Genomic DNA, 12,584 nt, shown 5'->3' on the forward strand with positions numbered 1-12,584 from the left:
TAATGAATTTAAAAAGTAATCCATATTTTCTTCTACCTCTGGCTTCATCCCAACTTATTTCCTCTTAAACATTTTCTTCAGATCATCGAGTGAAATAAATATCCTTGTGGGTCTTCCATGGGGACATTGATCAGGATTTTCTGTATGCTCAAGATCGCTGATGAGTCTTGAGAGTTCTTCATGAGTTAAGATTTCTTTTCCCCTGATGGAGCTATGGCATGCAATCTTTGCTGCGATGGATTCCTTTAGAGATTTATCAGGAGCAGTCCCTTCAATTATGCATGAGGCGATATCTGAGAGAATACCTTCTATATCAGAGTTTTTCAAATCATCTGGTAATGAGCGGACAATAACAGTGTTATGACCAAAATCGTCTGTATCTATGCCGAAATCTGCAAGTACCTGTAAATTCTCAAGAATAATCTGATATTCTTTTGGTGAAAGTTTTATGTGCTTTGGAAATAGCAAACGAGTAGAGTTAAGATTTATTCCCTTTATAAATTTCTCAAAAAGTATCCTCTCATGTGCTGCATGATGGTCTATAAGTGTCAATCCGCCCTTTCCTCCCATAGCAACAAAGGTTTCTCCAAGATAAAGATGTGGTAATTCAGGTCTATATGTCAATTCAATATTTTCTGATATTGCAGATATCTCTGAATCAATTCGGAGATTTGGGATAGAAGGTATCCCTTTAAATTGAGCAGCTAATGTATTTTTATCAGGAAAAGGTGGTATCATGAATGATTCTATGAATTCCCTTCGCTGTTTCTTTATCGTCTCTCTTATGCTTTCAAGCACAAATCTATAAACAATTTCTCGGTTTTCAAATCTAACTTCGCGTTTTGTTGGATGAACATTAACATCTATTTTTGCTGGATCGATATTAAGAAAAAGAAAAAAACATGGATGTTTTTCACGCGGCAGAATACCTTCAAATCCACTGTAAATTGCTGAAGAGATAAAAGGCTCTTTTACCGGCCGTCTGTTGATAAAGATGAACTGATGGGATCTTGTTTTCCTGAAATTATCAATTTTTGATACATATGCATGCAATGCAATTCCTTCTGTTTTATTGGTTATTTCCAATAAACTACTTAGAAATTCTTCACCATAGACCTGCATTAATCGTTCTTTTATGCCAGATGATAAAGATAGATCCATAGTTTCATGATTATCGCAAGTCAGTTTGAAAGCAATTTCTGGATGAGAAAGGGCTTCTCTGGTAACAATATCTATGATATGAAATAGCTCTGTGCTGTTCGATTTTAAAAATTTTTTTCTTGCTGGTGTATTGAAAAATAAGTCTTGCACCTCGATGGTCGTGCCGATTGAGAGAAAATCTCTTATTTCTTTGACTTCACCTCCATATAGTTCAATATATACTCCTATTGAATCTCTCGTACCTGTCATCAGTCTAACTTTTGAAACTGATGCAATAGATGAAAGTGCTTCTCCCCTGAATCCCATAGTCTGAATATTGAAAAGGTCTTCTTCTTTGAGAAGTTTGCTTGTAGCATAACGTTCGAAACAAAGTAGGGCATCTTCTTTTTGCATTCCTACTCCATTATCAGATACTTTAATAAGACGCTTTCCTCCATAAAGAATATCCACTTTTATTTCGGTGGCATCGGCATCAATTGAATTTTCAATCAGTTCTTTAACAACAGATACAGGCCTTTCTATTACTTCTCCAGCGGCAATTTTGTTCCGTAAATAGATAGGAAGAATGTTGATTTTTGGCATGAAACATTTTAACTCACATTATTTCTAAAATGCATCTACATAAAATTATCGAGAAGAAAGTGTTAAGAATGACAAGCTGTATGGGATATTAATAAAGATATCTCTGAGGTTGAGAAATGGGTTGCTTTAAAGACTTTTATTGGAAAATGCAGAAAAATCATATTTAATGTATAATGAGGGTGTTCAATAATTAACCCGAAAAAGGCGATTAAAATAATGCAGATGTTGTGAGAAAATTTATTTTTCGATACCTTAGTGCACCTTTAACTGATGGTTTTACGAATATTTTTATAGAACCTTGATTTTCAAGGTATTGTAAGATTTTCAACAGGCTTTATTAAGGAGGGAATTTTATGGATATAAAGGAATTTGTTGTTAATAAAGCACTTGAGGCTAAGGAAGGAGCAAAGTCGCTCGCAAAGGCATCATCTAAACAAAAAAATGATGCTCTTTTTGCTATGGCAGAAGTATTACAGAAACGCTCAAAAGAACTTATATCAGAAAACAAGAAAGATTTAAATTTTGCTCAGGAAAAGGGACTTTCTAAATCGTTGATAGACAGATTGGCTTTAAATGAAAAGCGCATAAATGAGATGGCACATGGACTAAGGGAGGTAGCGACACTGCCTGACCCTGTAGGTGAGGTTCTAAATATGTGGCAGAGGCCCAATGGAATGACAGTAGGAAGAATGCGTGTGCCTATTGGAGTTATTGGGATTATCTATGAATCAAGGCCTAATGTAACAGCAGATGCTGCAAGTCTATGTTTGAAGGCGGGCAATGCTGTAATACTACGGGGTGGCTCAGAGGCTATAAATTCAAATAGAGCTATTGTAAAAGTTTTAAAAGAGGCAGCAGGAAAACATGGCCTGCACGAAGGTGCAGTGACCTTTATTGACATCCCAGATAGAGAAGCAATAATGGAAATGCTGAAACTTGAAGGAATAGTTGATTTAATTATACCAAGAGGTGGTGAGTCACTTATAAGGACTGTTACAGAAAATTCAAGAATACCTGTCCTGAAGCATTATAAAGGGGTATGTCATGTATTTGTTGACAGAGATGCTGATCTGAAAATGGCTGAAGATATTTGTTTTAATGCAAAAGTGCAGAGACCTGGGACATGTAACGCAATGGAGACAATGCTTGTTGACAAAAAGATTGCAAAAGTTTTTCTGCCTGACATGATAAAAAGATTTAAAAAGGCTAATGTGAAATTGAAAGGATGTCCTTTGACCAGAAAAATTGATAATTCGCTTGAAAGACTTGAAGAAGCTGATTTTTTCAAGGAATATCTTGATTTAATTCTGAATGTTAAAATAGTTGAAAATATTGATGATGCAATGACACATATTTCCAAATATAGTTCTTCACATTCTGATGCCATAGTTACAAAGGATTATGGGAAAGCTATGAGATTTCTCAGGGAAGTTGATTCATCAGCAGTCTTTGTAAATGCCTCAACCAGGTTAAACGATGGCTTTCAGTTTGGCCTTGGAGCTGAAATAGGTATTTCTACAGATAAGATTCATGCAAGAGGGCCTATGGGACTTGAGGAACTCACATGTACAAAGTTTATAGTTTTAGGTAATGGGCAGTTAAGAGAATAAAATTTAATTATGAAGATAGGTATCTTCGGCGGAACATTTAATCCTGTTCACTATGGACATCTAAGGGCTGCTGAGGAAGTGAGGGAAAGACTCAATCTGAACAGGATTCTCTTTATCCCATCTAAAGAACCTCCTTTGAAAACAAAAGGAATAGCTGAAGCAAAGCATAGATATGAAATGTTAAAAATTGCGCTGCTTGATAACAGTTATTTTGAACTTTCAGACATAGAATTCAGACTGAAAGGGAAGTCTTATTCTGTAAAAACAATTGAAGTGCTAAAGAAATCTAATCCAGAAAAAGATTTTTCAATGATACTGGGTATAGATACCTTCCTTGAAATTCCGAAATGGTGGCACCCGGAAAAGCTTGTGAGCCTTATAGATTTTATTATTATTTCCCGTCCTAACTTTAAATTTCTCGACTTGCAAGCTTCTCCGTATATTAAGATTAAGAAAAAGTTCCTGAAGGAACTTGATGAGGCGAAGATCGAGCTTTATGAAACTGAGCTGCCCACTGGCGTTAAGGCCAGATTGCTTCGACTTACCCCAATTGGTATATCCTCAACAGAGATAAGAAATTTGCTAACACATGGAAAAAGCGTAAAATATCTGTTGCCAGCAGATGTTAAATCTTATATAATTTTTAATAAGATATATAAATTCAAAAATTAAGTATGTAAAAAGAAATGTTCTATATTTACATAAATTCTCAAAAAAAGTATATTTTGAAGGGGGGGACCCCATTTAGAAAGTAAAAATAAGGCTATCGAAGCAGCAAGAGCAGCATTCGATAAGAAAGCAAAAGACATTATTATCCTCGATTTAAAGGGCCTGACTACTATAGCAGATTATTTTGTAATCTGTTCAGGAGAAAGTACCACACAGGTTAAAGCAATTACAGAGAAGATTGAGGAGGTATTTAATGTCTTCAATATTAAACCTTTAGGAATTGAAGGATTAAGTTATAGCCACTGGGTGCTTATGGATTATGGAGACGTAATAGTGCATATTTTTGAAGAAGAAACCCGGTCTTTTTATGAACTCGAGAAACTCTGGATTGATGCTATCAGACTTCCGATAGAAGAATATCAAGATTTATGAGTAAGTTGGGTGTATTTATTTTTATTTTATTCCTTGGAGCAATAGCTCTTCTTGCAATTTTCAACCAAGAATCTACAATAGTAAGAATCCCTTTTGGAAAGACATATGAAACGCCTACTATTGCACTTCTTCTCCTATCTGGGGCGGTCGGAGCATTTGCAATGCTTTTTGTCTTTATCATAAGGGATACTAAGAGATTTATTGACACCTGGCAATATCAGAAAAAACAGAAGAGAGAGGAAAAAGTTCAGGAGTTATATTCAAAGGCTCTGAATTATTTATTTTCTTATCATAAGTTACAAGAGGCAAAGAAGGCATTACAGCAAGTTCTCTCTGAAGACCCCGAACATGTTAATGCATTGCTCCAGTTAGGAAACATAGCCGCTTCTGAAGAGGATTATCAAACTGCAAGGGAATATTATCAAAAAGTTCGTGATCTAAATCCGAGAAATATTGAAGTGTTATTCGCACTTGTCCGCTTGTTGGAAAAAACAGATAGATTAACAGAAGCACTCAGAAACATAGATGAAATTCTCGAAATAGATGACGGAAATTTGAATGCACTATATAAGAAAAGAGAGATTCTTGAAAAGCTGGAAAGGTGGCAAGAACTTGTATATGTTCAGAAAATAATACTAAAAAACGAATATTCAGAAAAGGACAAACTTCTTGCGAGGGAAGACCTTATAGGATATAAATATGAATATGGAAGAAACTGTCTTGAAAATGGTGAACTTGAAAAGGCAAAGAAGGCATTCAGGATAGTATTGCGGCTTGAAAAAAATTTTATCCCTGCTACCTTAGGTCTTGCAGAGGTGCTTTTGAGAGAAAATGAAGTTGAAAAAGCAATAGAAATTCTCGAAACAAATTATGAACAAACTTCATCTTTGATAGTCCTTTTAAGGCTGGAGGATTTACTTATTAGTGTTGGAGAACCTTCGAAACTCATAAGGATTTACAATAACAACATTTCAAAAAATCCTCAGAAGATGGTGACTAAGTTTTTTCTTGGAAGACTATTTTACCGTCTTGAAATGATAGATGATGCTTTTGAAACTCTTCTTTCTATAGATACAGGAGGAATTGTTTATCCCGAGTTGCATCAACTACTGGGTAATCTTTATATGAAGAGAAACCAAATTGATAAGGCTGTCCTTGAATATAAGAAAGCCTTAGAGTCTCATAAATGTGCATTTAGTATATCCTATGGTTGTAACAACTGTGGTTATATATCTTCAGAGTGGGCAGGAAGATGCTCCAATTGTAAAAAATGGAGTACATATCAACTGAATCTTCTTCACTCATAGACCATCCCCTAAGCTAAAACATTTTTTTGTTATAATAACGTTCGTAAACATTTTATATATGTCTTATAATTTTTAGCAGGATGTTGAGAAAATGTCTTTTTATGTTACCCAGAACAAGTCAATAAATTTTGATTTTGTTGATTTTTTTCAGGATGTTATAACTGGTTATAGGAGGACATAATAGTGAAAGAAAGATATGATCCTAAAAATATAGAACTTAAATGGCAGAAATTCTGGGAGGACAATAATATATATAAAACAAAAGCGAATCCGACTGGGAAAAAATTTTACTGCCTTGAGATGTTTCCTTATCCTTCCGGTGAAATACACATGGGGCATGTGAGAAATTATTCTATAGGAGATGTTATTGCAAGATATAAAAGAATGAGGGGTTATGATGTTTTACACCCCATGGGATGGGATGCATTTGGTCTCCCAGCAGAAAATGCAGCAATTAAACATGGGATACATCCTTCAGAATGGACATATAATAACATTAAGCATATGAAACAACAGCTTATACGGATGGGACTCGGCTATGACTGGGAAAGGGAAGTCACAACATGCAAAGCAGAATACTATAAATGGAATCAGTGGTTTTTTCTGAAAATGATGGAGAAAGGTCTTGTATATAAAAAATTTTCTTATGTTAATTGGTGCTCTTCGTGTTCAACTGTTCTTGCTAATGAACAGGTTATTGATGATAAATGCTGGAGATGTGATAACAATGTCGTACAGAAAAAACTCGAACAGTGGTTTTTTCGTATTACTAATTATGCAGAAGAACTGCTTCAGGGTTGTGAAGAATTAAGCGGATGGCCTGAAAGAGTTGTTATAATGCAGAAAAACTGGATTGGAAAAGGCGAAGGCGTTGAAGTTGATTTTCCTATTGAAGGTATGAAAGAAAAGCTGAGGATATTTACTACAAGGCCTGATACATTATTCGGCGTTACTTTCATGTGTATTGCCCCTGAACATCCTTTAGCTGAACAGATGGTGAGGCAAAAAACCAGACTTGACGAGATAAAAGCAAAATATGGGAAAGAGGATGAGAAGATAGGTATCCCTACAGGTTATTATGCAATTAACCCTTTGAATGAAGAGAGAATACCGATTTATGTAGCTAATTTTGTAATCATGGAATATGGAACTGGTGCGATTATGTCTGTCCCGGCACATGATCAGCGAGACTTTGATTTTGCAAAGAAGTATAATTTGCCCATAAAAGTTGTTATTACTCCCTTCAATTATTCTTCCTTGTCACTTTCAGAATTATCAGAAGCTTATGAAGGTGAAGGTTTGCTTGTTGATTCAGGCATATTTACAGGCATGAAGAGTGATGTTGCTAAAAATGAAATTATAAAATTTATAGAAGAAAAGGGAATAGGGAAAGGTGTAGTGAATTATAAATTGAGAGATTGGGGCATATCGAGGCAGAGATACTGGGGAACGCCAATACCCATTATTTATTGTGAACAATGCGGTATGGTCCCAGTTCCTGAAAGTGATTTGCCGGTAATTCTTCCAGAAGACGTTAGATTTACAGGGAAGGGCGGTTCACCTCTTGCAGAATCTGAAAAATTTTTAAAAACTGACTGTCCTAAATGCGGTGGAAAAGCGAGGCGTGAAACAGATACCATGGATACATTCGTCGATTCATCATGGTATTTTATACGTTATTGTTTTAACAAGGGCGATATTAACCTTTTAACTGAACTTCGTGCCGAAGACTCTGAATTCAAATACTGGATGCCTGTTGACCAGTATATCGGTGGGGTTGAACATGCAGTCCTGCATCTCCTATATTCCAGGTTTTTTACAAGGGTCTTACGCGACCTTGGGCTTATCAATATTAGTGAGCCTTTTCAGAATTTACTTACTCAGGGCATGGTTATTAAAGATGGTGCAAAAATGTCCAAATCAAAAGGGAATGTTGTTGATCCAAATTATCTTATTGAACGATATGGCGCTGATACCTCACGTTTATTCGCTCTATTCGCAGCTCCTCCTGAGAAAGATCTTGATTGGTCGGATAAGGGAGTAGAAGGTGCATACAGGTTTTTACACAAGTTATGGGGTATAGTGTATAAGTTTATAAATTATAGCTTAGAATTCAAAAATCAGAAAATAGGACAAAACTTCTCAGAATTTACATTTGATGCCCGGCGCCTTTATCGTAAGACACACCAGACTATTAAAAAAGTTACGCATGATATAGAACGTGAATATCATTTCAATACAGCTATTGCTGGATTAATGGAACTCGTCAATGAGATAGCTTCATTTCAACCTGAATCTGAAGACGATATGATGGCAATCAGATTTTCAATAGAAAAAACATTGCTTCTGCTATCTCCATTTTCTCCACACATCGCGGAAGAACTGTGGGAAGCAATAGGTAACAAACCCAGTATATTTGATCAAAAATGGCCTGAATGGAATGAAGATGAGGCACGTGAAGATTTATTAGAATTTGTGATTCAAGTCAATGGCAAAGTAAGGTCAAAGATTATGGTCCCATATGGTCTTACTGAAGACGTTTTAAAAAAGGTAGCTTTGGATGACGCAAAGATCAGGAAGATTATTGAGAAAAAAACAATAAAGAAAATTATTGTTGTAAGAGGAAAATTAGTAAATATTGTTGTTGGTGAATAAAAATCCTTTAAATAAAATAGTGGCTTATTACTCTCCGAAAGAAAGGTATGTTCTGGTGAAAATGCTATTTTCAGTTATTTTTTTATTCACCATGTACTTTTTGCTGTTAACTTTGTCTGGATGTGGATATAAATTGTATGGAAAAGTTTCTTTGCCATTTAATTCAATTAAAATCGATAAGATCGAAAATAGAACTTTTGAACCTAAACTTCAGGACAGGCTTTACAAGGCATTAGTGAAAGAGTTTCTGAAACATGGGGTAGAAGTAAGGCAAGATGCAGAATTGAAACTGAGCGGGGTAATTAATACATTTGAAATGCGTATACTTTCAGAAAAGTCTGATATCGCATCAGAATATGAAGTTATTATAAAGGGTGATTTTACACTTCAAAGTCCTTCAGAGAGTAGCAGGGAGTATAAGGATATTGGTTCTCCTTTTATTTTGTCTTTTTCGGGATCCGGCCGACTTGAAGAGCTTGTTGCATCAAAAGAGATTGCTTCAGAAAAGGCGATAGAAGATATGGCGATGGAGATTACTGGTATTCTTTTTTATAGCAAAAAGGAATAGCATTAAATAATCATTAAGATGAGTTATAAGACATTTTTAAAAGAGATAGAAAAAGGTCTATTAGAATCTGTATATGTGATATATACTTCTGAGTCATTTCTTCAGAGGGAAGCTATAGAGGCAATAAAAAGGATTTTGCCTGAGGATGAACGTGATTTTAATCTCCATATCTTTAATTTTATTTCTGATGATGAACAAAGGCATACTCTTGATGATCTTTTGAATGTTTTAAATACTCACTCTTTTTTTGGACGAAGAAGGTTTACGATCTCATTAATGAATTTCCAGAAACTGTCTAAAAAAGATTTTGAGAAATTAAATGCTTACATGAATAATCCAATGCAGGATTCGGTTTTTATTATTGTCCATAATGGAATACTTAAGAGAGAGCTCAGAGAGAGAATCAATATTTTCAAATCTATATCTCTTGATATAAAAGAAAATGAAATTCCATTCTGGATAAAACAGAAAGCAAAGATTAACAGAATAGAAATATCTGATGAAGCTATTGATTATCTTATCGGTATTATTGGGCAAGACCTTGGTCTTCTATCAGCAGAGATAGAAAAAATTTCTATGCTGGGTAAAGAAATAATACATATAGATGATATTTCTGATATTATTGCTGGAGGAAGGACGTATAATGTTTTTAACCTAATTGATGCAATAAAGAATAAGGATACGGAAAAGGTTTTTAATATATATAGAACACTTAAATATATGATCGATGATTACAACCTCATCGGTGCATTGAACTGGCACTACGGGCTTCAAGTACAAGATTCAGGCGGAACAAAAAATAATGAATACTTTGTGAGGGCATTCGAAATCCTCAACAAAGTAGATATTGATATTAAAAGTTCAGGAAGAAATTTTCCTATGGAGTATCTTTTTGTTAAGCTGCTCCAGCTTCAGTAAGAGCATTTACTTTTCTGGTAAGCCTTGATATTTTTCTGGAAGCAGTATTTTTATGTATCACACCTTTTGATGCAGCACTTTTCAATTTTTTTATAGCTTCAATAAGTGCTTTCCTTGCGTCATCCCTTTTACCAGTAGATACTGATGCTTCGATCTTCTTAATAGCGGTTTTAATAGAACTACGCACTGTTCTGTTTCGGAGAGCGCGTTTTTCAGCCTGCCTTGCCCTTTTCATAGCAGAAAGATTCTTTTTCACTTTTGATTTAGCTGGCACTATCAATCCTCCTAAAAAATGATTATAAAATTACCATAAAAATACTAAAAAAAGCAATATAAATGAGGTATATTTAAATTTGGGCTTCAATACTGAAAAGCCAATATACATCAGGATTTTGCTTTATTTCCTCCTTTAATTCCATAGAAATCCAGTGGGAATCTTCTTCAAGATTATAAAAATAGGTATCGATTCCGAAAAAACCATCAACAATATGTGTGATTGTGTGTAGCATACTGGATTTATAACCCTGTGGCATTGTCGCCAGATCTTTTATTGTAACGATACCTTCTCCCTCGAGTTCTTTAATAAGTTCATTTAATATGTGATGATTTTTGTGAATAGCTTTTTCGATCTTTTCCCAAAAATCTGGATGTGTAGGTTGTAAAGATTCTCTTATAGAAATTCGAGAATACTTGACAAGCTGATACTTTTGAAAAAATTGTAAAGTTTTTTCTTTGGAGGAATATGAATCTGAACCTTTTATGAGAATCACATGATAAAATTTCGAGTGGCCGATATTTTTTGTGCCAACAATAAAATTATAATTTGTACCTTTAGACATATATATACATTATAAGTATTCGCCATGATATTTCAATTATTATGTTTTTTCATGTGCACAGGAATTTTTTATGGTAATATGTAATTGATGAAAAAATATGAAATTCTCTCTTTAAAGGAAGTAAACACCTCCTCATTATTTAAAAGAAAGAGCAAGGTTTCAATTGATTCTTTCGCGAGACTTCATTCAAAAGGGGATACTTTCGCAAAATTTATTGCAAATCTTCCAGATTATCTTGCTGCGAGAAATTTTAAGGACGTTGTCAAAGCAATCGTTAGAGCTAATAACGAAAAAAGGCCGGTTATTCTGGGAATGGGAGCGCATCCTATTAAAGTAGGTCTTTCACCATTGATTATAGATCTTATGCATAGAGGGATCATAACTGCTTTGGCAACAAACGGTGCATGTATTATTCATGATTTTGAACTTGCATTTGTCGGGCATACTTCAGAAGATGTAGAAAAGGAATTGTGTAAAGGAATGTTCGGTATGTCAGAAGAGACTGGAAAATATCTAAATAAGGCTATAAGAGAAGGATATAAAAAAGGAGAAGGGATCGGGAGATCCGTTGGTAGGATGATATATAAAAGCAAATTGCAATATAAGGAAAAAAGTATTTTTGCCAGTGCCTATGCTATTAACATTCCAGCGACCGTACATGTTGCAATTGGTACAGATATCATTCATATGCATCCCGAAGCTTATGGTGCAGCGATAGGTGAAACAAGTTTCAGGGACTTCAAACTTTTTACTTCTGTTATAACAGACCTTGAAGGAGGGGTATATATAAATTTTGGCTCCTCAGTCATTATGCCAGAAGTTTTTTTAAAAGCACTTAATATCGCAAGAAATCTTGGATATAAGATAGAAAATATTACTACAGTAAATATGGATTTTATCCAGCATTATAGACCGCGAGAGAATATTCTAAGAAGGCCCACTCTTAAAAAAGGTGCAGCTTATGCATTAACAGGTCATCATGAGATTATGTTTCCCCTATTAGCTGCAGCGATTATTGAAGAGATTGAGAAGTGTTAACTTTATAATTAATATCTAACTAAATAATTTTTATAAAAGATTTTGCCCTTTTGGCATAATTCCCCATTGAAATAGTAGTTAGAACGGTATAATCACCTTTTGGTATATCATCGGGCACAATGAACTTTATTTTTAATATATGCTCACCTTCCGATCTTACAACTTCACGATTTACCACTTCCATTTCTTTAGTAGTGTTTAAAAGTGTTAACTTTTCAGTAATTGTAATATGCTCGGCTGGTGTAAGAACATATACAGAATATCTAACATTAGCTTCTATGAAAGAGCCATTTTTTACTTTTTGTGGTTCAACTATCAATTCTTCTATAAAGAGCTTAGCAGCCCTTTGTATTTTTTCTTTTTTTCTTGCTTCTTCTTCAATATCAATCGGTTCTGCAGGTTTTTCTTTATGTTTAATGAAAAGTTCAAGAACAACATCTCCCACAAAAGCTCCAGCAATAGCGCCCATAGTATTTCCTTCAACCAGAACGCCAATAACACCTCCTGTAAAAGTGCGTAATGCTGTATTTTTTTCATTATTATTGAGGTTGTTTGTTGTAGTAGCACAATTCACAAGGGAAAAGGATAAAACACAACAGAGAATAGCAATAGAAATGATTCTCCTCATAGCCAACCCTTTGTTTTTTAATAGTAATCTACTATCTTTTTAAAACAATGTCAATGGATTGTATAAGTTAAAGACTTTTGCGACATTTCTCCATTTTCAATCAAATACTCTACAGGGCTTTTTAATCCCAAAGACTTATGTGGTCTCTGAGTATTATAAAAGATCATATAATCAGCA

12 protein-coding genes are annotated in these 12,584 nt (G+C 34.6%); 8 read left to right on the top strand and 4 right to left on the bottom strand.

Going from position 1 to position 12,584, the window contains the following annotated elements; genetic code table 11:
- Window positions 1-54: 54 nt before the first annotated feature.
- The gene (gene mutL, locus HXY53_05885) at window positions 55-1,743 is read right to left on the bottom strand and encodes a DNA mismatch repair endonuclease MutL (protein ID NWF76088.1); all 1,689 of its coding nucleotides are present in this window, start codon (window positions 1,741-1,743) and stop codon (window positions 55-57) included.
- A gap of 353 nt (window positions 1,744-2,096) precedes the next feature.
- Here mutL and HXY53_05890 point away from each other — a divergent pair, with 353 nt between their 5' ends.
- From HXY53_05890 to holA, 7 genes are all read left to right on the top strand, one after another.
- Window positions 2,097-3,353 (top strand): glutamate-5-semialdehyde dehydrogenase, encoded by a 1,257-nt coding sequence (locus HXY53_05890; protein ID NWF76089.1) that lies wholly within the window; start codon window positions 2,097-2,099, stop codon window positions 3,351-3,353.
- A gap of 9 nt (window positions 3,354-3,362) precedes the next feature.
- A complete protein-coding gene (gene nadD, locus HXY53_05895) occupies window positions 3,363-4,025 on the top strand; it encodes a nicotinate (nicotinamide) nucleotide adenylyltransferase (protein ID NWF76090.1) in 663 nt (220 codons plus the stop codon).
- A gap of 93 nt (window positions 4,026-4,118) precedes the next feature.
- Window positions 4,119-4,454 (top strand): ribosome silencing factor, encoded by a 336-nt coding sequence (gene rsfS / locus HXY53_05900; GenBank protein NWF76091.1) that lies wholly within the window; start codon window positions 4,119-4,121, stop codon window positions 4,452-4,454.
- Window positions 4,451-5,761 carry a tetratricopeptide repeat protein gene (locus HXY53_05905; GenBank protein ID NWF76092.1) on the top strand — a complete coding sequence of 437 codons (1,311 nt, stop codon included), beginning with the start codon at window positions 4,451-4,453 and terminating at the stop codon, window positions 5,759-5,761. The genes rsfS and HXY53_05905 overlap by 4 nt, the downstream gene beginning before the upstream one ends.
- Window positions 5,762-5,944: 183 nt before the next feature.
- Window positions 5,945-8,416, top strand: a complete 2,472-nt coding sequence (locus HXY53_05910; protein ID NWF76093.1) for a leucine--tRNA ligase — start codon at window positions 5,945-5,947, stop codon at window positions 8,414-8,416.
- A gap of 133 nt (window positions 8,417-8,549) precedes the next feature.
- Window positions 8,550-8,984, top strand: a complete 435-nt coding sequence (locus HXY53_05915; protein NWF76094.1) for a hypothetical protein — start codon at window positions 8,550-8,552, stop codon at window positions 8,982-8,984.
- Window positions 8,985-9,002: 18 nt separating this feature from the next.
- Window positions 9,003-9,902 (top strand): DNA polymerase III subunit delta, encoded by a 900-nt coding sequence (gene holA, locus HXY53_05920; protein NWF76095.1) that lies wholly within the window; start codon window positions 9,003-9,005, stop codon window positions 9,900-9,902.
- Here holA and rpsT read toward each other — a convergent pair.
- Together rpsT and HXY53_05930 are read right to left on the bottom strand one after the other, a co-directional pair.
- Entirely contained in the window at window positions 9,880-10,137 is a 258-nt protein-coding gene (gene rpsT / locus HXY53_05925; protein NWF76096.1) for a 30S ribosomal protein S20, read from the bottom strand. The two genes, holA and rpsT, sit on opposite strands and share 23 nt — an antisense overlap.
- A gap of 112 nt (window positions 10,138-10,249) precedes the next feature.
- Entirely contained in the window at window positions 10,250-10,741 is a 492-nt protein-coding gene (locus HXY53_05930) for a hypothetical protein (GenBank protein ID NWF76097.1), read from the bottom strand.
- A gap of 87 nt (window positions 10,742-10,828) precedes the next feature.
- Between HXY53_05930 and HXY53_05935 the strand changes: the two genes are divergently transcribed.
- The gene (locus HXY53_05935; GenBank protein ID NWF76098.1) at window positions 10,829-11,779 is read left to right on the top strand and encodes a hypothetical protein; all 951 of its coding nucleotides are present in this window, start codon (window positions 10,829-10,831) and stop codon (window positions 11,777-11,779) included.
- Window positions 11,780-11,798: 19 nt separating this feature from the next.
- On the opposite strand, the gene HXY53_05940 is transcribed toward HXY53_05935, so the two are convergent.
- Window positions 11,799-12,407, bottom strand: coding sequence for a hypothetical protein (locus HXY53_05940; GenBank protein NWF76099.1), 609 nt, complete (start codon window positions 12,405-12,407; stop codon window positions 11,799-11,801).
- Between the last annotated feature and the right edge of the window lie 177 nt (window positions 12,408-12,584).

Source organism: Nitrospirota bacterium (assembly GCA_013388455.1).
Lineage (GTDB): Bacteria > Nitrospirota > Thermodesulfovibrionia > Thermodesulfovibrionales > SM23-35 > JACAFF01.

Excerpts from the sequence above, each read along its gene's own strand:
- mutL (NWF76088.1), bottom strand. The coding sequence starts at position 1,743 with ATGCCAAAAATCAACATTCTTCCTATCTATTTACGGAACAAAATTGCC.
- HXY53_05890 (NWF76089.1), top strand. The coding sequence starts at position 2,097 with ATGGATATAAAGGAATTTGTTGTTAATAAAGCACTTGAGGCTAAGGAA.
- nadD (NWF76090.1), top strand. The coding sequence starts at position 3,363 with ATGAAGATAGGTATCTTCGGCGGAACATTTAATCCTGTTCACTATGGA.
- HXY53_05905 (NWF76092.1), top strand. The coding sequence starts at position 4,451 with ATGAGTAAGTTGGGTGTATTTATTTTTATTTTATTCCTTGGAGCAATA.
- holA (NWF76095.1), top strand. The coding sequence starts at position 9,003 with ATGAGTTATAAGACATTTTTAAAAGAGATAGAAAAAGGTCTATTAGAA.
- rpsT (NWF76096.1), bottom strand. The coding sequence starts at position 10,137 with ATGAAAAGGGCAAGGCAGGCTGAAAAACGCGCTCTCCGAAACAGAACA.
- HXY53_05930 (NWF76097.1), bottom strand. The coding sequence starts at position 10,741 with ATGTCTAAAGGTACAAATTATAATTTTATTGTTGGCACAAAAAATATC.
- HXY53_05935 (NWF76098.1), top strand. The coding sequence starts at position 10,829 with ATGAAAAAATATGAAATTCTCTCTTTAAAGGAAGTAAACACCTCCTCA.
- HXY53_05940 (NWF76099.1), bottom strand. The coding sequence starts at position 12,407 with ATGAGGAGAATCATTTCTATTGCTATTCTCTGTTGTGTTTTATCCTTT.